Origin of the sequence: Acinetobacter pittii ANC 4050, assembly GCF_000399685.1 — a bacterium.
GTDB classification, from domain to species: domain Bacteria; phylum Pseudomonadota; class Gammaproteobacteria; order Pseudomonadales; family Moraxellaceae; genus Acinetobacter; species Acinetobacter pittii_E.
This window is the reverse complement of sequence record NZ_KB976987.1, coordinates 265,572-290,404: the sequence shown is the minus strand read 5'-3', so window position 1 is coordinate 290,404 and position 24,833 is coordinate 265,572. Positions and strand designations below refer to the sequence as shown.

The 24,833-nt window shown below is 36.1% G+C and carries 22 protein-coding genes and 1 tRNA gene; 5 read left to right on the top strand and 18 right to left on the bottom strand.

The window, feature by feature from the left end; genetic code table 11:
- Positions 1-4: 4 nt before the first annotated feature.
- Complete coding sequence (locus F931_RS05285) at positions 5-931, bottom strand: LysR substrate-binding domain-containing protein (protein WP_016140393.1); 927 nt, start codon at positions 929-931, stop codon at positions 5-7.
- Positions 932-2,738: 1,807 nt separating this feature from the next.
- On the opposite strand from F931_RS05285, the gene F931_RS05280 reads away from it, so the two are divergent.
- Both F931_RS05280 and F931_RS05275 read left to right on the top strand, forming a co-directional pair.
- The gene (locus tag F931_RS05280) at positions 2,739-4,775 is read left to right on the top strand and encodes a hypothetical protein (protein ID WP_016140392.1); all 2,037 of its coding nucleotides are present in this window, start codon (positions 2,739-2,741) and stop codon (positions 4,773-4,775) included.
- 91 nt (positions 4,776-4,866) lie between these two features.
- Positions 4,867-6,246 (top strand): hypothetical protein, encoded by a 1,380-nt coding sequence (locus tag F931_RS05275; protein WP_016140391.1) that lies wholly within the window; start codon positions 4,867-4,869, stop codon positions 6,244-6,246.
- Positions 6,247-6,250: 4 nt separating this feature from the next.
- Here the strand turns inward: F931_RS05275 and F931_RS05270 are convergent, their stop codons facing one another.
- The 14 genes from F931_RS05270 to efp all read right to left on the bottom strand — a co-directional run bounded on the left by F931_RS05270 (position 6,251) and on the right by efp (position 17,880).
- Positions 6,251-6,478: a hypothetical protein gene (locus tag F931_RS05270; protein ID WP_171500747.1), complete on the bottom strand. Its 228-nt coding sequence runs from the start codon at positions 6,476-6,478 to the stop codon at positions 6,251-6,253.
- A 157-nt stretch (positions 6,479-6,635) separates the two neighbouring features.
- Positions 6,636-9,083 carry a DUF927 domain-containing protein gene (locus tag F931_RS05265; RefSeq protein ID WP_016140389.1) on the bottom strand — a complete coding sequence of 816 codons (2,448 nt, stop codon included), beginning with the start codon at positions 9,081-9,083 and terminating at the stop codon, positions 6,636-6,638.
- Complete coding sequence (locus tag F931_RS05260; RefSeq protein WP_016140388.1) at positions 9,080-9,397, bottom strand: hypothetical protein; 318 nt, start codon at positions 9,395-9,397, stop codon at positions 9,080-9,082. Before F931_RS05260 ends, F931_RS05265 begins: the two co-directional genes overlap by 4 nt.
- Positions 9,390-9,722, bottom strand: coding sequence for a hypothetical protein (locus tag F931_RS05255; protein ID WP_016140387.1), 333 nt, complete (start codon positions 9,720-9,722; stop codon positions 9,390-9,392). Before F931_RS05255 ends, F931_RS05260 begins: the two co-directional genes overlap by 8 nt.
- Positions 9,709-9,960, bottom strand: coding sequence for a hypothetical protein (locus F931_RS05250; RefSeq protein WP_016140386.1), 252 nt, complete (start codon positions 9,958-9,960; stop codon positions 9,709-9,711). Before F931_RS05250 ends, F931_RS05255 begins: the two co-directional genes overlap by 14 nt.
- A gap of 1 nt (position 9,961) precedes the next feature.
- Positions 9,962-10,675 carry a phage antirepressor KilAC domain-containing protein gene (locus tag F931_RS05245; RefSeq protein WP_016140385.1) on the bottom strand — a complete coding sequence of 238 codons (714 nt, stop codon included), beginning with the start codon at positions 10,673-10,675 and terminating at the stop codon, positions 9,962-9,964.
- Positions 10,676-10,678: 3 nt separating this feature from the next.
- A complete protein-coding gene (locus F931_RS05240; protein ID WP_016140384.1) occupies positions 10,679-10,894 on the bottom strand; it encodes a hypothetical protein in 216 nt (71 codons plus the stop codon).
- Positions 10,895-11,025: 131 nt separating this feature from the next.
- The gene (locus tag F931_RS05235; protein WP_025470257.1) at positions 11,026-12,369 is read right to left on the bottom strand and encodes a hypothetical protein; all 1,344 of its coding nucleotides are present in this window, start codon (positions 12,367-12,369) and stop codon (positions 11,026-11,028) included.
- A gap of 258 nt (positions 12,370-12,627) precedes the next feature.
- Entirely contained in the window at positions 12,628-13,107 is a 480-nt protein-coding gene (locus tag F931_RS05230) for a hypothetical protein (RefSeq protein WP_016140381.1), read from the bottom strand.
- A complete protein-coding gene (locus F931_RS05225) occupies positions 13,100-14,305 on the bottom strand; it encodes a tyrosine-type recombinase/integrase (protein WP_016140380.1) in 1,206 nt (401 codons plus the stop codon). Before F931_RS05225 ends, F931_RS05230 begins: the two co-directional genes overlap by 8 nt.
- Positions 14,306-14,497: 192 nt before the next feature.
- Positions 14,498-14,574 (bottom strand) — tRNA-Val (locus F931_RS05220).
- 168 nt (positions 14,575-14,742) lie between these two features.
- Positions 14,743-15,048, bottom strand: coding sequence for a YbdD/YjiX family protein (locus tag F931_RS05215; protein WP_016140379.1), 306 nt, complete (start codon positions 15,046-15,048; stop codon positions 14,743-14,745).
- Positions 15,048-17,144 carry a carbon starvation CstA family protein gene (gene cstA / locus F931_RS05210; protein WP_016140378.1) on the bottom strand — a complete coding sequence of 699 codons (2,097 nt, stop codon included), beginning with the start codon at positions 17,142-17,144 and terminating at the stop codon, positions 15,048-15,050. Before cstA ends, F931_RS05215 begins: the two co-directional genes overlap by 1 nt.
- Before the next feature lie 166 nt (positions 17,145-17,310).
- The gene (efp, locus tag F931_RS05205) at positions 17,311-17,880 is read right to left on the bottom strand and encodes an elongation factor P (RefSeq protein ID WP_016140377.1); all 570 of its coding nucleotides are present in this window, start codon (positions 17,878-17,880) and stop codon (positions 17,311-17,313) included.
- 73 nt (positions 17,881-17,953) lie between these two features.
- Between efp and epmB the strand changes: the two genes are divergently transcribed.
- Genes epmB through F931_RS05190 form a run of 3 tightly spaced genes read left to right on the top strand, consistent with a single transcriptional unit; the run spans position 17,954 to position 22,839 of the window.
- Positions 17,954-18,970, top strand: coding sequence for an EF-P beta-lysylation protein EpmB (gene epmB / locus F931_RS05200; RefSeq protein ID WP_016140376.1), 1,017 nt, complete (start codon positions 17,954-17,956; stop codon positions 18,968-18,970).
- A 15-nt stretch (positions 18,971-18,985) separates the two neighbouring features.
- The gene (locus tag F931_RS05195; RefSeq protein ID WP_016140375.1) at positions 18,986-20,731 is read left to right on the top strand and encodes a hypothetical protein; all 1,746 of its coding nucleotides are present in this window, start codon (positions 18,986-18,988) and stop codon (positions 20,729-20,731) included.
- Entirely contained in the window at positions 20,728-22,839 is a 2,112-nt protein-coding gene (locus F931_RS05190) for an EAL domain-containing protein (RefSeq protein WP_080649577.1), read from the top strand. Before F931_RS05195 ends, F931_RS05190 begins: the two co-directional genes overlap by 4 nt.
- Before the next feature lie 63 nt (positions 22,840-22,902).
- On the opposite strand, the gene rpmE is transcribed toward F931_RS05190, so the two are convergent.
- The 3 genes from rpmE to gloA all read right to left on the bottom strand — a co-directional run bounded on the left by rpmE (position 22,903) and on the right by gloA (position 24,831).
- Positions 22,903-23,127 carry a 50S ribosomal protein L31 gene (rpmE, locus tag F931_RS05185; protein WP_001200845.1) on the bottom strand — a complete coding sequence of 75 codons (225 nt, stop codon included), beginning with the start codon at positions 23,125-23,127 and terminating at the stop codon, positions 22,903-22,905.
- A gap of 197 nt (positions 23,128-23,324) precedes the next feature.
- Entirely contained in the window at positions 23,325-24,296 is a 972-nt protein-coding gene (locus tag F931_RS05180; RefSeq protein WP_079284103.1) for a bile acid:sodium symporter family protein, read from the bottom strand.
- 133 nt (positions 24,297-24,429) lie between these two features.
- On the bottom strand, positions 24,430-24,831 hold the full coding sequence (gene gloA / locus F931_RS05175) for a lactoylglutathione lyase (protein WP_005067992.1): 402 nt from the start codon (positions 24,829-24,831) through the stop codon (positions 24,430-24,432).
- Positions 24,832-24,833 lie beyond the last annotated feature (2 nt).

Here is a 24,833-nt window from a genome sequence, read left to right as displayed (position 1 = left end):
AAAATTAATTTAGACCTTTTTGTCCAACTTGCCCTGGTAATTGATCTAGCAGCCAACTGCGGAAATGCTTAACACTAGAAGGAATAACTCCCCTATCTGCTGGTTCTAGCATACTGAAATTTGCTTGAGTACGAAGAACAGTCTCAACAGGTCTAACTAAAGCACCACTTTGTAAATAATCATCCACGAGTGAACCCCACGCTAAAGCCACACCCTGACCATTAATTGCGGCCTGCAAAAGCATTGGATAGTTGTTGATATTCACCCTATTTTTTGGTTTTACAATAGGATAATTTACCGCTTCAAACCACTCAGACCAAGTAATCCAATCTTTTTGAGCGTCATCTAAATATAATAGAGCTTTTCCAAAAATCTCTTCGGGAGAGGTATCGTCTTTAAATTGAGCAAGATAATTTGGACTACAAACAGGAAAAACCTCTTCAGGAAATAGTGTAGTAACTCTCATTCCCGCTGGAGGGACACGACAATAAAATAATGCCAGATCGAAGTCCATTTTGTGCAAATCTGAAATATTGTCTGTCGTTAAAATTCTTAAATCAACGCCCTCATTATTCTGTTGAAAAGCAGCCACTTTCGGGAGTAACCAAAGAGCAGCCATAGCATTAGTCGTAGCCACAGTTATTTGATGCTCTCCTTGCCATTTCTTGATTTCAGCAGTAGCTTGGGCGACATCTAATAAAGCACTATAGATCGTTTGATAATATTGCAATCCAGTAGGAGTTAGGGAAATATTTCGATTAGCTCTTAGGAATAATTCCTTACCTAAATATTCTTCGAGCTGTCGAATTTGTCGACTGATAGCGCCTTGAGTAACATTCAATTCGTTTGCAGCTTTTGTAAAACTGAGGTGGCGTGCGGCTGCCTCGAATACAATTAAGCTGTTCATTGGCGGCAATGGCTTAATTTTCATGGACACTCCTAATTTGTCCTATTTCCTTAAAAACTCTTTTCCAATTCGAGTTCTTTTATTCCGCTATTTACTATGAAAATTGTCTTTTGAACATACTAATAGCGAATAAACCAGATATTCTCGGCATAAATGGTTTGAATTTCTTCAATTATGATCCATTTCTCAGGAAAGCCCTAAAATCTCATAAATATAATTTAATAAAAAGTGAGTAAAAGTATTCTATCTATGAGTTTTTCTCATTTGAATTTTATTAAAGAAGTGACTCCTGAAGAATTAAAATTTTAATCAATAAAGAAAATAATTTTTTGTTTGACGTAGTTTGACAAATTCAATGCTTCAAAATTCAGTCAAGGCCTTTCTATATCTAGTTTTTCAAAGAAATTAAAGATAACCGCCGTCAAACAAAAAGCTAAGTTTTTTGCTTTACGTGGCTTTACTAGATGGAGGTTTAGAAAAACTAAAACCCTACTGACCCATAGCGTACGGTGTATTTTTCATAAAACGCTGTAAAGCAAAATTTACTTGGACGTACTTGGACAGGTTTAGATAAATATACTTTCTAGAAATCTGCTTCATCCATTGATATACATAGCTTATAGAGCATTTTAAATTATCTTCGATGGCTAAGCCGTCCAAGTAATTACTTAGATGTACTTAGATAGAATTGAATAAAAATCATGTTTTTGCTTTACGTAGCTTTACGAGATGAATATTTGAAAAAAGCTACGAACCCTTATGGCACATAGCTTACGGCGTATTTTATATAAATGGACGTAAAGCAAAATTACTTAGACATACTTAGACAGAATCGAATATAAATCATGTTTTTTGTTGTACGTAGCTGTACAAAATGAAAATTATAAAAGAGCCGAAACCTTTGCACTGCCTAGCATAGAAGTTATTTCCTCCAAATATTGCTGTACAGCTAATTCTTTATTAGATAAATAACTAAAGATTAAATTTTAAGATGCCATTTTACGTTGATGTACGTTGATGAAATTCAACTTTTCTAATCTATTAAAATTGCCTGCAAACCTTGCTATATAAAAATTTGAGATAGGTCTTCTTTTTTTAGGAGTTCTATATAAACCTAACTTGCAAACCCTTTATATACACAAAAAGTAAAAGCTTCCTTGACGTACCTTGACGAAATTCAATTTTTTAAAGCTTGTAAAAATAGTCTGTAACCATTGGTATATAAAAGATTTAAAAGAAAAATAGTCAGCTTTAGTACAATAGTCTGTCAAGGTAAATTGCAAGCACTTCGTATAAGTAAAAATTAGAAGTTTCCTTGATGTCCCTTGATGAAATTTCGATTATCAAAAATTAATAAGATGTATTATTCATGGACTTTTGAGAGCAATTTAATGATCTTTCTATAAGTTGACCATCAAGGAAATGAGAAGTGATTTCGAGTTAAAGTTTTCACTTTTGTTATACGTAGTCATACAAAATCTAAAAATGAATTTGTACTTATTTACTCTTACGTAGCCTTACGAAACAGTATTTGTCAAAATAGACGTAAAGCTTGCAATCTATAGGTTAGAACCTATTTTTCTGGTATCCAAAGATATAGCGCCATAAGACTAATTTTTGCTAGACGTAGCTAGACGAAATTCTTTTTAAGAAAAGTTGAAGTAAGTCTTCCGCTATAAAGACTTGAGAGTTATTTGAATTATGTTTTAGATGACTGATGTCCAGCAAAATTTTAAGGAAAGATTTAACTTTATATGAATTACTATTATTGAATAGATGAATTTTAATAGCCTATACTCATCTCAATAATAAATGTTCGCTTGGAATAGGCATGGCTCTGAATACATCTTTACAAGGTCGTTTACGTAATACAACTTTACCTTATAGTCAAAGTTTAATGCCTTTATTTGAAGCCGTTGTAAACTCTATTCATGCTATAGATGAAGCTAAAATATTAGCAACTGGTACAATAACAATAGAAATTATGAGAAAAATTCAAAATACATTGAATGTTGCTGTACCTCAAGAAGAAAAATCTACGCCTATTTACGGTTTTAAAATTATTGATAATGGTATTGGCTTTACCAAGAACAATATGTTGTCTTTCGAAACTTTAGACAGCGAGTATAAAGCTAGTCAAGGATGTAGAGGTATTGGTCGTTTAATGTGGCTAAAAGCTTTCACGAATGTTTCTGTTTATAGTGAATTTATTGATGAAAATCATGATCCGAAATTGAAGACATTCTTATTTAATGCAAAAAATGGGGTATATCGACTAGAAGAGAAAAAGTTAGCTATTTTAGAAGAAAATAAAACTGTGATTACATTAGAAGATTTTATAGATAAATATGAAAAAAGAGCGCCTAAATCTTGTATAAATATCGCTGAAAGCTTACTTGAACATTGTCTATGGTACTTTGTTAGAGAAAATGGGGCACCTAATATTTTTATTAAAGATCAAGAAGAAACTATTAATTTAAATGATCTTTTTGATCAACATATGTATGGTACGGCCTATTCAGACTCTTTCAAAATTGGAGAGGTAGAGTTTGAACTTTTACATATAAAACTTAAATCAAAAGCGAAACAATCTTGTATTGCTTGGTGTGCTGCTGGTCGAGTAGTGAAAGAAGAGAATATAACCTCAGGAAAGATCCCTGGTCTGCATGGTCGTATACAAGCTAAGGGTGAAGATTTTACTTACTGTTGCTACTTAACTTCTAAGTTTTTGGATGAAAACGTACGTCCTGAACGTATAGATTTCAATTTATCAAATCTTAATGATGAAGATTTGTATGCAACCGGCATAACAGAGCCAAAAATTAGAGAAGCCGCTTACGCCAAAATCTCCACCTATCTCAATGAATATTTAAATGAGAGTAAAGAGCTTGGAAAAAAAAGAGTAAATGACTTTGTAGCTAAAAAAGCTCCCCGATATAGATCAATATTAAAATACATACCAGAACCATTATTTTTTGTGAATCCAGAAATATCAGATAAAGATTTAGATCTACTTCTTCATAAACAACTCTCTGAAGTTGAAAATAGTGTATTAGCTGAAGGTCATGAGATATTAAATAAAACTGTTAGTAAAAAGGATGAATATGAAACTGAAATAACAAAATATATGGAAAAAATTGATGATATAAAAAAATCAGATCTCGCAGGTTATGTATGTAACAGGAAAGTCATCCTTGATATCCTTGAAAAAGCTATCCAACGTGGACCTGATGGTAAATATGCTCGGGAAGACTTAATTCATCAACTTATTATGCCTATGAGAAAAACATCTGATGAAGTTTTACTAGAAAATTGCAATTTATGGTTAATTAATGAGAGGCTCGCCTTTCATGATTTCTTAGCATCTGATAAGACCTTAAACTCTATGCCTATTACAGAGAGTAAAGAGAATAAAGAGCCCGATATTTGTGCTTTGAATGTTTACGATGAACCGTTACTAGTCGCGGAGGGCAAAAAACTTCCTTTAGCCACCCTTACAATTATTGAAATTAAAAGACCAATGAGGAATGATACTTCATCTGGAGAAGATAAAGATCCAGTTGAGCAAGTTTTTGGTTACCTAAAAAGAATTAGAAATGGTAATACAACTACAGCATCTGGGCGTCCTATTCCTGATTCTAAAGATATACCAGGTTTTTGTTATGTAATTTGTGATTTAACTTCTTCTATGAAGGAACGTTGTAGAGATGTGCATGATTTAACAGAAACAGAAGATAAATTAGGATTTTTTGGTTATAAAAAAAATATTAATTGTTATATCGAAGTTATATCCTTTGATCGCTTAGTGAATTCTGCAAAAGAAAGGAATAGAGCTTTTTTTGATAAGCTAGGTCTACCTTCAAACTAAATTACTATTCTTCATTATTTTTTAAATAAATTTTGAATAGTTCTTTAAAGTTAGTTAAGAATTAAATATTAATTTTCAATTGGTATAATAAATGATAAATACAATTTCAGATAAAGCTCTTGAAAAAATACGGAATTTCACATTTGAAACCCACTGCCCTTCAGTCAAAATTTACCAAAAGAACGGTTTGATTTTAGAGGGATATGGGATTATTAAAATTAATGATTTTGGTACTTTCTATTTAGAATTTGTCTGCTTAAAGAAAAAAAATATTCCTCATATAAAATGGGACTTACAGCTTCCTAGTGACATGCTTGATGAGTCTCAAACTTGCTATTTGGACGCAACGGATACACAAGGAAAAATATTTAAAAGTGAGGGATTTCGGTTTACTTTAAATGTATTGTCTATTGCTAAAACATCTATTCACCATATTCTATTAATTAACCTAATAATTACTAATCCTTCTTCAGTTAGTTCTAAAAATTACCTTTATTTAGAGTTTAATCAAAGTATTAGTATCCCTAGAAACAAACTAAATCAAAGCACTTCTACTTTAGGCACTAGCTCATCATCATGGAATGAATCTATAATTAATTTTGAAAAAGAAAATTATAGAATAAGAATAGTTAACAATGATAAAGATAATCAAAATTTTATAGTAGTTGAAGGTGCTGAAGATCCTGAAGCATTAATAGACTGTTTAGCCTTTTATCTCGGTTTAACTTCTGGGGTTTTATTGCAACCTTATTATTCAATTTGCAATTATAACAATCAAGAAACCATTACATTATATAGTACTAATAAACTTTATCTAAATAAAAAATTTATGCCAGCCATCCCTTACTCATTGAGAAATGATATATTTAGAGATGGAGAATATCATTTTAATATTTTAAGAAGTTCTATCCAATTGAGTAAAGAAAAGCCAGACATTTTCCGTAGTATTTATGCTCAATGGAAACGTGTCTGGTATTCTTATAATTCCGAGCAAGACATCACTAATCTTACGTTAACAACAGCAATTGAAGGTTTATTGAATGATATATTTATACCTATTTTATCGCGAACCAAAAGAGATGATAAGTTAGAAAATGATATTAATAAAATTAGAGCTATAATAAAAGATTTAGAGATAGAGCAGACATATAAAGATAGGCTTATGAATTCTATTTCATATTTAAAAAACATTACTGCTAATAAAGCACTATCTTTACTAGTAGATTCAGCAATTCTAAAAAAAGAAGAAATTGAAGCTTGGAAAGTGCTTAGAAATGAGGTAGCCCACCCAAAAGTTAAAGTTTATAATCTTTCCAAACAATACCAAAAAAAGGAAAATTTTTTCCTTTGTATTAACTTATTTAATTCTTTGATTTTTCAAATATTACCCTATACTGGTCCAATAAATTATTTTAATGCTTCTCAAGAGACAGATATTCTTTTATTTAATTATAAGAACCTAGAAAATTAACCAATTATTTTAATACAACTATCTGCCAATCAGTCACTCCCATTTCTATAAGGATTTCCTCATCCCCTTTCATGAATTCTTTATTCGTATGGTAGAAGTACCCTTCCTCATCTTTACCTAAGGTAATAATGGGTTGACCATATGGTGGAGTCTCTTTCTTAAGAGACTTCCACTCATTCACGGCGTACCCTTCTTGCTGCTCAAATATTCTTAAAAATTCTTTCTTACTCATTGTCATTTTATTGCCCACGTATTAATGAATTAGATAAATCTGTGTAACCTCAGAAATCTGTAACCTTTTCAGTTTTCTAAAAGGTTACACCCTGAAAGCCTTGCTCCATAAGGCTGTAACCTCAGTAACCTTTGTAACCTCAGTTTTTTGGTAACTCCTAGTGTTCATCCAGATCATCTGTGAGTACCTTTTCATTAAATACATACATAGGAATAGCTTTAGGCATGCCATCTATACCTCGGATGAGCTTTGTAGACTTGCCATTATTAAGATGATCCAGCCATCCACGTTGTATAAGTAACTTGCCTACACGTTTAGGATTTAGTCCTTTGCAAAGCTCTTTTTTAAATTGTTCCGGATAGACCAGATATTTCTTTTCGCCGTTCTCAATCTTCCAATAACCTACTCGATTAATAACTTTATCTAGATGTTCCGCATCTGGTGTCATACATTCAAAACGACTGTTACCATGTGCTTCAAAGAAAGCTTTTATCTGAGCCAGAATTTCCAGATCTTCATAATTTCCAACTCGGTCAAAGCTACCTAACCATTGTTCAAACACAGCCCGTATAGCATTAAATGCAGTGCCGACTTTCCAACCAGTTATTCCCGCTTGTGTTGCCAGTTCACCAGCTGTAGCAATCAAAGCAAATGTATTGGCTACACGGATAATATGGCCTTCTGAATGACCATCAATTAATGGCTCTCGATATTGTTCCCATAACTGTCGAGCTTGTTTAATAATTTCATTTTTATCGCTACAGAGATATTCAAGCCACGCTATACCTGCTTCGCCGTAATACATGTTTGAATGCTCTACTAACATTCTAGATTGCATTGCTCCATCTGAAGCAAAATCAATACTGTCAAACACACCATATTCTGATTGGTCTACATCAATATCAATTAAGCGGATCTCTTGTCCTAGTTTGGCCTTTTGACCATGCTTGGCCATAATATCTTTGAGTCCTTCTTCCCCACTGGATAGAAAGATAAGCTTCCAGTTAAAAGCAGGCTTAGCTGTGATTTGCTTGTTTAAACGAGCCTTACCCAATCCATTGGCCAGCATATACACAATGTTGCCCAGCTCTTTAGGGTTAGCAATTTCTCCAATCTCATCTAAAGCTAAAAAGCTATCATTGTGCATATAGGCCGTATGTTCCAGAGCATTACCAGTAGCTCGCCATGTACGATAAAAACGGCTCGGTTTACCCCATACACTACAACCTAAAAATAATGCCGTTGATTTACCTTTAGATGATTTACCAACAAAGTGAACGCCTGCTCCATTCTGTTGTTCAAGTGGACCTAAAAGCTGGCCAGCAAACGCCGTGCTAATGGCACATACTAATTTGCTATGGTTCTGAGCGAGTTTAGATACCTCTTCTCTCCATTGAATTAATGTGCCGTTGCTTTGATAGCGATTATCTAAACCGTGAATAGCCTGATAGACAATTAAATCGTTATCTTTACTTTGGCCAACTTCACAATGAGGTAATACATACACTTCATCATGCCAGCCCACACGATCGACACATAAGGCCCTCTGCTCGACCGGATAACTCATCAAATAGCTTTGTAATAAGCTTCTTGCTTTAGCATCTGGCGCTATAGTCATACCTTGATAAGAAAGTGCTTTCCGTAGTTCTACGCCGTCAGATTGGAAGAACTCCATAGACACGGCTTGTAGGTGTTTAATGCCATCTGGATCGTACCATTCGAGCAACCGTCCCCATGAGGTACTGGAATTATCTCGAGTCAGAGCAACAACTTTAATTGGACTAGAGATATAACGCTTATAGTCATCTCCCTTGTTATTCGTTTCTAAAAAGTACAAACCTGTTTCTAAAAGATGAAACCGTCCATCACCCCATTTAAATGGTTTGGCCAAATGGCCTTTTGGTAAAGGTTCAGTATGAGGAAGTCTGGCAATAGCTTCCTTTAAAAATGCCGTAACTTCTTCCGGATCTTCATCTTTAGTCAGTTCGATTAGAAATTCAGTCTCGTCAATTTTCTGGTACTGGTTAATTAAGCGAACAGCAGTATTCTGCTCGAGCTTCTGGAAGGCATCATTTTTAAAATATTCAGGTCGTACAGGTAGGTAAAGCTTTTTAAATCCAGCTTGTGCCAATTGATTAATGACAAACTGGATCTGCTCAAAATCGAAAGCCTTAAGCGTTTTTGCTAAGCGTGAAGCACATAAGTTGTTGAGTACGACCAGCACTACAGATAACCCACTAGAAGCAATCTTAAAGAAAGACTCAAGGCTATAAGTAATAATTACAGGCTTGTCATGCTGTAATTCACCATAACAAGCAAACCCTCTGGCCAACCCTTCAGGAAAGACAGAAATAGTTTTTCCACTTTCCATAACGGCACATTGGATGATACTCAATTCACCGTTATAGATCGGTAGAATTAAGGGATTAGAGTATTCAACGCTATCTATCTCAACTCTATTTGGATCAATATAGATAGACTGATTTGGTCCACCAAAACGCTGGATAATTTTATGCTGAAGATATTCAGTTTGATTAGGTGTATATATCTGACAATGAGCCAAAACTTCAGTTGGTGTCATGTTTGAGGCGTCACGTTTAGTCATGCTTGTGACTCCTCATATTCTTTTTGAAACTGATCTTCTTGTGCTTTTGAAAACTCCAGATTTTCATCAATCATGCTATCTGTAATATTCAAAAGACGTTTTAAATCTTTAAATACGCTTTCTGGCACGTTATAGACTTGTTGCAGGTACTCTGCTGTTTTTTCATATTTACTACGAATGGAATCAAGCATTACAGCGAGGTCAGCAACCTGTTCATATGCCAATGCATAACCTTCAGACACATCACTAGCGTCATAAGTTTTTATAGCAAGCTCTATATGAGAATTTTTTAAAGACGAGTTGTTATTAGGCATTATGAATGCGCTCCTTTTGCAAGTTTGGAGCTTCACCATTCACGGCCAAGTGAGGGTGGCGAAGCTGAAAAGGGTTGGCCGACAGGCGCAAAAGGTCACCTGCACACCCGAAGGTGTCCCTCTCCAGCCCCGCCGTAACATGCAGGTGCATAGAGATTTTACGCACAAAAAAAGCCCGATAAGCGGACTGTGCGCCTTTTGCGATATAACCGGCCAAGGTTAGCTCATCTGCTTTCTGATGAACGTCCTTAGCATAACTAGGCACATGACAGCTTGCAAGAAGTATTGTTAAAAATATAGGTATTAGATTCTTATGCTTTTCCATAGGGTGGTTCTCCCATAATGCTGGTAAGCAATACCTGAAGGCTGCCAGCGTGCAGTACTAAGACATCCTGCACACAAAGCTTTTGCAATAATAATTCTCGAGTATCTTTAATTTCTTGAAGCTCGCCATTTATGGCGAGCATTTCAATAAACTTCATGGCTTGATTATTCACAACCAAATCTGTTTTATCTTCTTCTTCAGTAAGCGGAGCATATGAAGCTAAAACAAAACTCTTCATCTTAAGCCCCCTTACCAAAATGTTTAGCTAGAACATTCATACCTTTAGGAAGGATGAAGAACTCTATTTTGGTAAAGGTATATGGATCACCATTAGGTCGAATCCGAGCCACTTCTTCATACTTGGTTTCGCAATAGCCGCGCTCCTGACTGTAGTAAGTTGAAGCACGTACTCCGTTAAGCTTGCGATCCCAGCCATGTTTACGTAACCAGTTGGCCAATACTTCCCTTTTAATATTTAAGATCTTGCAAGCTTGCTGAAACTTCACACCAGTAGGTGTTTGAGTAATGGTGTTGATCGTTTTTTCTAAAGACTGGTTCTGAGTTTCAAGATGAATTACTTGCTCTGTATAGTCCAAAAGAGCACGGCGTAAAGCATGAGGGTTAGAAATATCTACCACCACTTCATCCTTAACTTTATATTCAAGTTCTTGCCAACGATCGACTAAACTCGCCGTGAACTCTGGACAAAGTTGGGCCACGACAATGATGCTGTCTCGTTTACCTTGTTCACCTTCAAAAATATATACCCCAACTTTTGAAGTAAGCCCTAAGTTATTGATTCTTTCGAAATTCGTCATTGGAGTATTTCGAATCACGCCTTTTTGCATGAGTCTCTCAATTGAGACTTTTACATTTCTATGCTCAGATTGAACCAAGTCGGAAATTTCCAGACTAGTCATCTTAAGAATTGATGGATTAACTAATTGATTCATGAGTTAAGCCTCCAATTCTGCATTGGTTTGGCTTTTGATTTGGTTGTTATGCCATTCAATTAGTTGTGCATAATCAAAATAGACTGGAGCCTGGCGAGTTGTACCGGCTTTATACGCTTTAGGGAAAGTTGGATCATTTAAGGTGAGCTCACGTAAAGCATTACGCTTAATACTCAATAACTCACATGCTTGGTTATATGTAACTCGGATTGGTTGCATTTATTTAGCTCCATACAGTTGTGTTTGATGGAGCTAGTGAAACAAATCAAATAAGGTGACATACAAGTGTCACTTCTATGAAAAAAGGTGGTACCTTAAAGTGTCACCTCATAGTAAGTATTTATAACCAATCACTTTTTTGGATTAGTAATTGCGCAAATTCTTTTAACTAAATTTGTTTGGGTAATATCTCGGTTCTTTAGAATATTAGTTATAGCTGGGGTATGTTCTTGATATGGATACTGATTACGTAAATACTTTTCTTCCCAAGCTTCAATAGCTATTAATAGTTCAGGAGCATGATTTGGATGGTTAGGGTCAAGCGAGGGATGGGTCTTCAAATTAGTTTGGTCGAGTAAAATTATATCTTCTTTCTCAGTATTTGAATTTTGAATTTTTTTCCAATGTGCATCAAATAATTTATCACTTTCTTGACCAATATATCTTGAAAAATCATCTAATTGATCAAGCTTTATATCTCCATATCTTATATCAGTATACAAAGCATGACGTATTTTCACATCAACAATTAAGTCTTTTAATGGTTCAAAGTAGCGCAGATCATCTTCATCTATCAATATATGATTAAGATGATAATAATCTACGTCGTAACCAAAATCAGTTGAATTAAATTTTTCATCGTCAAAGAAATTAAGAACAAAAGAAATTGACTGATCAGAATTAATTTTATTCAATTTTATGAAGTCTGTTTCTCCTACTCTGATATATACATCACAGTGACTATAAAATTTTGTATTCTTCAAAAATTTAACAAAACTTTGAATTGGTTGATTAAATGATTCGCAAAAGCTTTGAATACACCAAATTAATTCTATATATTTTTTACTCTCTTGATTTATCGCTTCAGTTATACCTATTTTATTCTTTTTTTTCTTAAGTGGCCTTCCAGACTCTAAAATTTCTATTAAGTTTAACCTCTTAAACTTATCAAAATTTTTAACATCCTCTTTTGACCAATAATATTGTCCAAATCTTTTTTCTAGCTCAATTCCAGCAATTATTTTATTCTCTAAATGCTCACCATCTAGAGAATCACAATTATTAAAAATAAAAGGTATTAAAGCCTGTTTTAAAGTTCCCCAACCAGAGTCATGTTCATAGACGTGCTCAATTATAATTTTTTCACATTCTCTTATTTCAGAAGTATAATCATCAAAATATTCATACGTACATATTGAATCTATATCACTTTGAAATAAGAAATGCCCAACCTCTTCCCATCCATTATCTGAAAGTTGATAAAGTACTTCTAAAATATCCAATAATCTTATGTAATTCTCTTCTACATTTTTCTCTTTTTCAGAAAACAATCCCATAATGCCTCCCACAGCACAAAATTCCCATTTAGAAATAGCTAAGCCAATCAGATTGGGTATCTGACTTTCGGGAGCTAACCTAGGCTTAGCAAAACAAATATAAGTGATAAAAAACCAAATAAGAACATATAAAGCCAAGTAATACGTCTAATCGTGTCGCACAGTAATTTGAAATCTATAGAAATAAAGCATTGATGAGTTCAAGCAAAATACGAATGATATTCAAAATTACATTTAACGCATCTAACAATGTTTTATGGCGTGACTTTACTGAATCTGAAGCTACTTTTCTGGCTTGGTTAATTTTATTTGTCATCTAAATACATCCTTTCAGAATTAACAGGGATGTACTTAATTATTCACATGGTAGCCTTAGAAAATAGGGAAAAACTTTTTTTACTTTTTCCCTTTAATCTTCTCATAGCTAATAATTATGCTTTCTGGATTTTTAATAATTCTATTATCTGCTTGTTTTTTAATTGGATGGCCCGCTGCTTTCTCTTGTTTTATCCAACTCTTTAAATTATCTGATGTAATACCTTCGTATGAATAACAAACTAATTCAATTGCTCGTCTTTGAACCTTTAGAATTTTTAGATAGGAATAATATGTAAGAACCGCTTCATATCTCCTAGGGTCTGCTGGAGCTCCATTCTCATCTTTAGAAATATATTTTGTAGGATTTATTATTTGATCCTTACCTCTAGCTGCCACAATACCTACAGCCCACTCCCTTTCCCACTCAGTTAACAGCTCATTATTTTTTAGTTTTTCAGCAATTTCGATCATGAATTTGCCTTGATTTATGCAAGTACTTATTTCGTCTTCAGGTGTAACATCACCAGACAAACCTTTGAACATCCAGTCTTTAGCCATTTTCAACTATCCTATCAATTTCATCTGCCCACCACTGCATCATAACTACACGCTCTTCAAAGTGAGCTCCTTTGTCATAGACACCTTTAACGCCTTTCTTTAAATGTGCCAGTGTGGCTTCTACTACCTGCTCTTTATCACTAAATCTATTGTTTAGCTGAGTACTGGCAATGTGTCTAAAGCCATGAGGATTTTGTCTATCTTTATATCCCAATCGATTCAATGCTGTATTAAATGTATTGTCTGAAACGGGTTCGCTTAAACTTCCTCTTCCAGGGAAAAGAAAGTTAGATTCAGTTTTATAAGTTAATAATTCTTTTAAAAGTACTATAGCCTGACGAGGTAAAGGTACCGCATGAGGAATATCTTTTTTCATGATTACAGCTGGCTTAATCCATACAGCTTTATCAAGATCGAATTGATCCCAAGTGGCATATCTTAATTCGACAGGACGCGGAAACAATAAAGCAAATAATTCCAAACCAATTGCTTTATCCCGTTTCGGATAACTTCTGATAGCTCTAATCAAAGCAGGAAATTCATCAATATCGACAAACTTCATATTCCCGCCCTGATTTTTATCAAGATGTTTTGTTATACCTTCTAGCGGATTAAATTTTATTTTCTCTTGGAACTTTGCCCAATCATATGCATTACGACAATAAGACGTCAGCTTTTCAGTCTGAGTGTAAATACCTAAATCACGCTGTAGACTTTGGAAGAAATCAAACCATTCTTTAGGTGAAATACTAGTAAAGTCTCTATTTCCAAATTTAGGAATAATGTGCCTTTCAATAGATTTCTTTGCTTTATCAAAAGTATCAAATCCCCAATTTGGCTCTTTAGTATTTAACCAGTCATACATGAGATTTTTAAATAGCAGCGCTTCTCGCTCAATGGCCTGTTTTCTTGTATCTGCCTTGGTTTGTATCATCTCACCATTAGAAAGCTTATTTAATATTTCATTTGCTTTCTTTCTGGCTAATGCTCCACTAATAGCTGGATAAGCTCCTAGCCCCATCCAAGACCACTTGCCATCAGGTTTTTTATATCTTAATTGCCATGATTTATTTCCTTTCATTTGTACGAGGAAATACAGACCATTACTATCCAATTCTCTATAGTCTTTATCTTCTGGCTCAAGACTAGCCAAAGTCGTATCAGATAAGGGTCTTTTCTTAATTGCAGTTCTTTTCATACAAATTATGGCAAACAAGCTTGTATCATGAGTTCAGTAATTGAATCATGATACACATGATGATACAAGGATCGATCTGCTATATGAGTTTATGTTAGTTTATATAAAGCAATAAAAAAGCCCTAAATCATTATAATTTAGGGCTTTTTTAGGTCAAATAAAGCTATGCAAGTTTATATGATTTTAATATCTTGGTAGGTATATCCAGACTCGAACTGGAGACCTCTACGATGTCAACGTAGCGCTCTAACCAACTGAGCTATACACCTAGAATGGAAAGCATCATATTCATTTTTCAAAAGCAAAACAAGTGATTTTCAATTGAAAAAAATACAAATGAGCAGACTTTAAGCAAACTCTTTTTCATTTTCAAAAAAAGAAAAACGGTACATGGTTTAACCACATACCGTTTTGTTTAGCTGAATTTAACTCTCAACTTAACAAGGACATTTCTTCAAAGTACCGCCTGCCGATGGATAACGCGCATCGACACAATGACGGTAGAAAGTCTTCGCATCCATAGGAGTTAAATCAGGATGATGAGCTTTCATGTGTTCCAGATAAGTCTGATAATCTGGCACACCAACCATCAGTCGGAAACTTTGCTGCAAACGCTGCCACAAGGTTGCAATGCGCGACCAGTTCTTTGGAGAAAGCAATAGCTCTTTTTGCGAGAGCACCGTCATTTTGATGATTTTCGCAATAATGACAGTTCCATTTTTTGCAAATTTAAAATTCATCATTACTCTCCTCGTGGGGTGACCACTTCCGGATCGGCATATACAGCTGGCGCTTCGTTTACAGTCGGTTTAGGGCTTGCTAAAGCACGGCGCACAATACCAATTGAAGCAATAATCATGACAATCGAAACAATCATAAAGAAGCCACAAAGCGCAGCATTAATCTGATTTGACATCACAATATTTTGCATCTCAGCAATAGTTTTGGCTGGTTTAAGAATTTCACCACGAGCAATCGCATCTGAAAATTTATTAGCTTGAGCCAAGAAACCAATCTTTGGATTTTCGTGGAAAATCTTTTGCCAGCCCGCCGTCATACAGGTTACAAATAAGAAAATTGTTGGGATGATTGTCACCCAAACATATTTTTCTTTCTTCATTTTAAACAGAATGACTGTACCCAAAATGAGTGCCATCGAAGCCAACATTTGGTTACCAACACCAAATAAAGGCCATAAGGAGTTAACGCCACCGAGTGGATCAATCACACCTTGATAGACGAAGAAGCCCCATCCACCTACAGCAACTGCCGTACCGACCAAGTTACCGAAGAATGAACCTGATGCTTTAACCGCCGGAATAACAATACCAACCGTGTCTTGCACCATAAAACGACAAGCACGAGTACCTGCATCTACAGCAGTTAAAATGAATAATGCTTCAAATAAAATCGCAAAGTGGTACCAGAACGCCATCATTTCACGGCTATTAAAAATTTCCGAAATGATATGTGCCATACCAATCGCAAATGTAGGGGCACCACCCGTACGTGAAAGAATTGAGCTTTCACCTACTTCTTGAGCCAACAAAGTTAGCATTTCAGGAGTAACGACAAAGCCTAAATTGCGCACAGCTTCTGCCGCAGATTCTACAGTTGTACCAAGCACAGCCGCAGGAGCATTAATCGCAAAGTACACACCTGGATCTAAGACAGTTGCACAGATCATCGCCATAATACCGACGAAAGATTCCATGAGCATGCCGCCATAACCAATCACACGAATATCCGCTTCGTTATTCACGAGTTTTGGTGTCGTACCACTTGATACAAGTGCGTGGAAGCCAGAAATAGCACCACAGGCAATGGTAATAAATAGGAATGGAAATAAACTACCTGAGAAAACAGGACCAGTACCATCAATAAAATGAGTCACTGCCGGCATTTTCAATTCAGGTAATGCAATGACAATACCGATTGCTAAACCTAAAATGACACCAATTTTAAGGAACGTTGATAGATAATCACGTGGTGCTAACAATAACCAGACAGGTAAAACTGATGCAATAAATCCATAAATGATTAAGCACCATGTGAGTTGTGTACCTGTTAAAGTGAAAAATTCACCCCAATAAGGATCTGCTGCAACATGTCCGCCATAAACAATGGCAAGCATCATTAAGACGAAGCCAATAATAGAAACTTCAGCAATACGTCCCGGGCGGATAAAACGCATGTAAACGCCCATAAATAATGCAATTGGAATCGTCGCTGCAATACTAAAAACCCCCCATGGACTATGGGCAAGTGCTTTCACCACAACTAAAGCCAGTACCGCAAGGATAATAATCATTACCCCAAGCGCACCGAGCATGACGACAATCCCGGCAAAAGAACCTAATTCCTGTTTTGCCATTTCACCAAGCGATCGACCGTCTCGACGCGTTGAAATAAATAAAACTAAAAAGTCTTGTACCGCACCCGCCAGAACCACACCGACCAGTAACCAGATCGTTCCTGGTAAAAAGCCCATTTGTGCAGCCAAAATTGGTCCAACTAACGGCCCCGCTCCTGCAATTGCAGCAAAGTGGTGACCGAAAAGCACATATTTATTGGTGGGTACATAGTCCAGTCCATCGGCTAAACGATGTGCTGGGGTTAAACGTCTTGGGTTTAATTCAAATACTTTAGTTGCAATAAATAGACTATAAAATCGATATGCGATGCTATATACACATGCTGCAGCGAGTACAAGCCAAACCGCATTGACATGTTCACCACGGCTGAGTGCCAGCATCCCAAAAGAAATTGCACCTATAATTGCCACTAGGCTCCAGACCAGCTTGGAGGGAAGCGTAGATTTCGCTTGCATTGTGTCCATTCTTAACCTCTCAATAAATAACTACAGCATTTTTATATTGTTATGTACTGTTCTCTGCGTAATCCTTGTGACTCTACTCCTCCTTTAATTTTTTTCCTCTTATACTTTCGCATAAAAAAAGGGATGATTTACATCATCCCTTCGATAATAGTTTATTTTTTAACTATTATGCACGCTCTAAATACTCACCAGTACGAGTATCTACACGAACGCTTTCTTCTTGCTGAACAAATAACGGAACACGAACAACCGCACCTGTTTCAAGCTTAGCTGGTTTACCGCCACCGCCAGAAGTATCACCGCGTACGCCTGGATCAGTTTCAACAATTTTTAATACTACGAAGTTCGGCGGGTTTACTGTTAAAGGTACGCCGTTGAACAACATAATTGTACATTTTTCATTTGAATCATCTTTTAACCATTTAGCAGCATCGCCCATTGCAGTTTTGTCTGCAGCGATTTGCTCAAAAGATACAGGATCCATGAAATTCCACATTTCACCATCGTTGTATAGATAATCCATTTCAACTTCAACAATATCAGCAGCTTCTAAAGAGTCACCTGATTTGAAAGTTTTTTCTAATACTTTACCGGTTTTAAGGTTACGTAATTTTACACGGTTGAACGCTTGACCTTTACCTGGTTTTACATATTCGTTTTCCATGATTGAACATGGGTTACCATCAAGCATAACCTTAAGGCCTGCTTTGAAATCATTTGTAGAATAATAGGCCATGAAAGGCACACTCCAAACTTAACAAGTCAACTATGCGATATAATGCGTTGTTGCATTATCTTAATCGTGTCAAATGATAAACTATTTATACCAAGAGCAAAACTGGCAATCTCAACTGAGTGACCTTATTACTGATCCTTCTGAATTGCTAAGCCTACTCGAGTTATCCTCAGAACAGCTATTATCGGGTGCGATTCTGGCTTCTGAAAAGTTTAAATTGCGTGTTCCTCGCGCGTTCGTCGGAAAAATGAACGCTAAAAACCCGCTTGACCCGCTTTTGCTACAAGTATTACCTCATCATTTAGAGCTTGAAGAACATCCGGAGTTTGTCACTGACCCATTGGGCGAAGAAGCAGCAAATCAACTACCGGGTGTATTACATAAATATAAATCACGCTTTTTACTGACTTTGACAGGTGCTTGCGCCGTCCATTGTCGTTATTGCTTCCGTCGTCATTTCCCCTATCAAGAAAACTTACCGAAAAATGAAGACTGGCTAAATATTAAAAATTATATTGAAGCAAACCCGAACATCAATGAAATCATTTTAAGTGGTGGCGACCCCCTTACACTTTCTAACCGTAAATTGGCACTTTGGTTAGAACGCCTATCATCTCTCAAACAAATTAAGATTCTGAGAATTCATTCACGAGTCCCTATTGTCATTCCTAATCGGATCGACGAAGAGCTGATTTCTTTATTAAAAAACAGTAGGCTGCGTATAGTTCTGGTGGTACACTCAAATCATGCTTCTGAACTCGATGACTTCACTTGTTCAAAATTGTTGCAGTTATCTGAGCATCATATTACTGTACTGAATCAGGCAGTATTGCTAAAAGGTGTGAATGATTCTGCACAGACCTTAGTCGATTTAAGTTATCGTTTATTTGAAGCTCGCGTTATGCCTTATTACTTACATGTTTTAGATAAAGTAAAAGGTGCACAACATTTTGATTTAGATTCATCTGAGATAGATGAGATCTATCGTGACGTGTTAGCGAACCTACCGGGGTATTTGGTTCCTAAACTTGTCAGGGAAATTGCGGGCGAAAAGAATAAAACACCGCTTTTTGGGGCCACAACATTTTGAGTTATATAATAAGTGATGATGAATAATGCGCTGTCAGACATTTTTCACAATCAAACCGCACTCACTCGTGAACGGTTAAGCTTTTGTGAAGCCAATATTAAAGATCTTAATGAATGGGTCACTACCCTTTCTATTATGCAACTCGGTGATACGTCAAAAGCATTATTCACAGCCATTTTAGAACTCAATGAATTAAAATGTAGTGAGACTCTACGTTTTGATCTCATACAAACGCTTCATCCAACCATTAATAATGTGCTTGCGAGCCTAGAAAAAAACTTCTTTAACCAAGGTGTTATTAGTACAGATCGTAATGAACATATTATTGAATTAGCAATGTTGCTCCGCTGCTATTTCGCCAGTATTTATTTGAATATTGCGCAAAATAGTCATGAGCAACTACAGCATCAAAAGTTTTCACTCTTTGCCTATAAGCAAAAAAAGAATTTGCAAACGGCGCGTACTCTATCAACTTTTCATGCTTTAAAGCAGTTAACGAGTCTTCTATATCAGCAACATATGCTCTATAGCGAGCCTCTTAAAGGACAATGGTTAATTGCACATCAGCTCTATGAAACCGCTGTTCAACACAAATACCATCTGACAAATATCAATCATATTCAGGGCATCCACCACCCGCTAGCAAATATCACTCAGGCCTATGCTCAACTGATTTTGCTCGATATTTTAAATACCAACCAGATTCGTCAGTCAGAGATTCAGGCATTATTTCAATGTAGTTTTGACTGGGCAAGAATGATTCATATTTTGCCGAAAGATACCGCATTAACAAAATACGTCGTCGACCCAAATAAAGATCATCCACCTGTTTATAATACCAAGCGTAGCTCTAATTTTAATCCGAGCATCTTTATAGGTACGCAAGCCTTACTTGAGCATGTCACTGCAACCATGCATAAAAATGCTCAATATATTTCTAAGAATGAAAAGTTTTATTTAAGCCCAGCTTTAAAGTTTCATGTCCAAACGATTTTAGGAACCACAGCTCAACGTCGTCATGAACGTTATGAGTACAATGCAGAACTACAAATTTGTTTTGGTTTAAGCACTGCTCACTTCTATCTATCAAAAGCAAAGAACTTTGAAGAAACATTACAGCTTAACCATAACTATAACTTACAAAGTGAATCTAAAGTTTTATCTAACTTAGAGAAAAAAGAACAACAAACAAGCTTTTATCAACGCTTGAGTCGTGAGAGCAAAACCATTTATCAAACCACTGTTCTTGATATTAGTGTCAATGGATACCGTATTAAATGGTCTGGCGAAGCGCCGAAAAACTTAAGAACTGGTGAATACATTTTAGTTAAAGAGACTTTGCACGGACAATGGCGCGGTGGCGTGATTCGCTGGATTAAGCAATCAACTGAAAAATCTCTAGAGTTAGGTTTAGAGATCTTGTCACAAGCCATGTTCCCGTGCGCAGTGCATATTCAAGCAGAGCGCCATACTCGTAATTATCATCCCGCACTATTACTACAAACACAAAATCTAGAAGAAATACAAAACACGCTTATTTTACCGGGCTCTCAAATTTTTAGAGAGCAACAAACAATTCATTTACGATTGGGGACAGAAGAAATCAAAGTGTATCTACTCAAAGCACAACTCATTACGCAAAGTTTTATTCAATTTCATTTCGAACTTTTGAATGAGCAGCAACAAGGCCTGCTTGATCAGTTCATGATGAAAAAGGGTAATAACTCTAGCAGCCAAGATTTATGGGAAGCACTAAAGTGAGAAACTCTTTATTATCTAAAAAGTTAAAACGTACTGAAACACGTTTACTCATTATTGATGACAACCAGCTACGTTATAACCAGATTTTAAATTTATTATTGGGGAATGATTATCAAGTTCAGGCATTATTACTTGATGATTTAAAAAGTTTTGAAAAACAGTTAAATACGCCGTGGGATGCTATTATTTTTGGTCGCGCTTATGATCTAAAAATTGAACAAACTCTCTCCCTCATTCAAGCATCTGAACAGCCAAATTTACCTGTTTTATTATTACAACCTGAAGATTATCAACCTCAGCAATATCAGGCTTATATTCAAAAAGGCATTTATGATGTAGTTCCATTAGAACCATTAGATTATTTCTATATCACTCTTATTCGGACCTTGTCATATAGTCATTTATTACAAACCGAACAACGTCTGACCAATGAGTTAGAAACAATTCACTCCCATACACAGACATTGGTCAATAACAGCCATAAAGCAGTTGCCCTTTTTCAAGAAGGCATGCATGTCAAAGCAAATACAGAATATCTCAACCTTTTTGGCTTTAAAAAAGAAGATGAGATTATTGGTCTACCTATCTTAGATGTTTTACAACCTAATGATTTAAATGTTTTTAAACAAAGATTTAAGAAAATTTCATTAGGCCAATTCGATCAGGCACGTTTTGAAATTCAAAGCCAACATACAGCAATTTCAGGTAATAACGCGCTAAAACTAGAGTTTATTCCTAGTCAGGAAGAAGATGCCGTACAGTTGACTATTGACTACCAACTGGATTTAACAACACCAGCAAATACACTCTTTTCCGAAAAGAGTGATGGTGTACAAACAGCTTGGCAACAAATTAATCGACATCTATCGAGCTACCCAGCTCAAGCGAATACATTAATTTTGTTTCGCTTAAATCAGTGCCCAGAACGAGTATTTCAACAAGATTGGCAAACCCCTGCACAATATTTCAACCAGTTACAAAGTTTCTTAAAAGAGCACGCGCAAATACAGATTTTCAATATCGAACTTGGTGCGTATGTTGGCGTTTTACAAGCTGAAAACAGTAATGTTCTTAACTCTCAACTGGTTACTCTGCAAAGTTTGCAGAAAGAGCATTTATTAAAGATTAATGAGCTTAACTACTCGGTCCAGTTTAAGCTGAGTTATGCCCCAATAACTGAACCTTTAAATGAAGATAGCTTTACAAAGTTACTTGATCAAACTCATCAACAAGAGTTACCTAAGGCGAAGTCAGAAATTGAGTTAGCACCAACGATTGATATTGTCACTGCTGAGCCTGCCAACTCGCCTATATCGCTTGATCTAAGCCTTCAACACGTTGATGCTCCTCTGCAATCATCTGTATTACAGCAATTAAAGCAACAACTAACGCGAAGTGAAATTCATTTAAAATATCAGCAGATCTACGACAAGCATGATCAGGAAACTCATAACTATGAAGTGACTAGTGGTTTTATTAGTGATGAACAATGGTATGACATAAATGACTTGGCTGAATTAAGAGAAGACAGTGAGCTTTCTATTCAATTAGACCGCTGGATTTTGGTCGAGGCGTGTAAGCAACTACATAACTTTATTACTCAGTACCCTAAAGCTAAACTGATTATCAACCTGAATATTGATATCTTGCTCAAAGATAAGTCATTCCCTGAGTTGATTTCAAAACTACTCACCATTATTGGTAGCAAGCTTGAAAGCCCATTGGTTTTACAATTTTCAGAACAAGCGATTCAACCTCATCTTGCAATTGCTCAGCAACACATAACTCGCCTGCGTCAACATGGCGCAGAAATTTCGATTCGGGATTTCTCTTCTTCTATGTATAGCGAATCAATATTGCAACAACTTGATGTTCAATATTTAAAACTGCAATCGAAGAAAACCGAGCTGTTAAACTCAGATGATGGGCTAACTCGCTTACAAGAAAAGGTTCTGAACTATTTGACTGTAAAACCAGTCGGGATTTTACTAAGTGAACTTAATGACATGAACTCATTTGCAAATGCTTGGAATGTAGAAACTCGTTTCTTGCAAGGCCAATATTTTCAGAAAAAACTTGATCGTTTAACGGACGTACAAGACCAATAATGGGCTGGTACGCTAAAAACAAAAAACGGGCATAAAGCCCGTTTTTTGTTTCGTGTTGCAGTATTAACGCTTGATAGAGCGAGACATACCAGCAAAACGTTGTTTGAATTTGTCGATACGACCACCAGTGTCTACATTCTTTTGCTTACCAGTGTAGAATGGGTGGCAAGCTGAACATACGTCAAGGTAGATAGTTTCTTTACCTAAAGCAGAACGAGTTTCGATTACGTTACCGCAAGAACAAGTTGCAACTAATTTTTCATATTTTGGGTGAATATCGGCGCGCATCGTCGATTACTCCTAATTGGAAGAAAGGCTTAAGCTGTCATCGCAATTGATCACTCTCAACTTCAGTTGAGGACAGGCTCAAAATGAGCAGATCAACACCACAACAGACCATTCTTTTGGCCCACCGAAACCTCTAGGGTTAGAGCTAAGCACAACAAGTGGGCAACATTATACGTCAAATAATTTCTTTTTGCGAATTAATCTTTCGATTTAGCCCAGTAATTTGCGATCACCCCACACACCATTAATTGGATTTGGTGAAAGATCATAATAGGTAACACAATCATACCTAAAGGCTGACCAATAAATAAGATTTGCGCCATCGGAACACCACTTGCCAACGTCTTTTTAGAGCTACAAAAGAAAACCGTGACTTGATCTGCTCGGTTAAAACCTAAAGCACGCGGTAGGTAAAGTGCTAATAGCATAATGACCGTTAAAAGCACTGAACATGCAATTGTGAGAATGAGTAAAGTTTTCCAGCTCACTTGATGCCAAAGCCCTGCAACCACAGCCCCACTAAATGCACCATACACCACCATCAAAATTGAACCTTGATCGAATGCTTTAACAATACTTGGAACTTTTGCCATATAAGGGAAAATATAAGGACGTAATAATTGACCTAAAATAAATGGTACTAACAGTAATAATGTAATTTGTATAATTGAAGCCGTTGGATCGAACCCATGTTGGCTTTGACCTAAAATAAAAAAGCTCACCAATACTGGTGTGATAAACATACCAATCAAATTGGAAAAAGATGCACTACACACCGCTCCAGCCACATTCCCTTTTGCCACTGATGTAAATGCAATAGAGGATTGAACTGTAGAGGGTAAAAAGCACATAAATAAAAAACCCCAGTACAACTGCTGACCTAATAGAGGTAACAGAATGGGCTTAGCCAATAAACCAATTACTGGAAAAATAAAGAAAGTAAATGCAAAGACAAGTACATGCATTTTCCAATGCAAAATGCCTTCAATCACCGCCTCTCTTGATAGTTTCGCACCATGTAAAAAGAATAAAATTGCAATCGCGACTGTGGTCAGTGTATTGAAATATTGCGCTGCTTGACCACTGACTGGAAAGAATGTTGCGAGTAGTACCATTCCAACCAATAAAATTGTAAATCGATCAAGCGCCAATAACTTCAGCATAGCCATATCCTATGATTATTTTAGATAAATAAAAAACCCAGTTGATAAATTGACCATTTGGTCAAGCCTTCATCATACTGGGCTAAAAAAATAAAGCTAGACTTTTAAGAACTAAATCTTAAAGCGTCACAGTCAATTTTTAGTTATTAGTCGCATTAGCATCTTGTTGAATCAATTCGACTTTATAGCCGTCCGGATCTTCAACAAATGCAATCACGGTAACACCACCTTTCATTGGACCCGCTTCACGCACAACTTTGCCACCACGTGCTTTAATTTCTTCACACGCTTTGTAAGCATCGTCAACACCAATCGCAATATGACCATAGGCATTGCCTAAATCATAACTTGATGTATCCCAGTTATGGGTAAGCTCAAGCACGGTATTGGTTTCTTCATCGCCATAGCCAACAAATGCCAGTGTAAAGCGCCCTTCTTCATAATCACGCTTACGAAGTAACTTCATCCCTAATACTTCGGTATAGAACTTTAAAGATTGTTCTAGATTGCCTACTCGCAACATTGTATGAAGCATTCGCATGT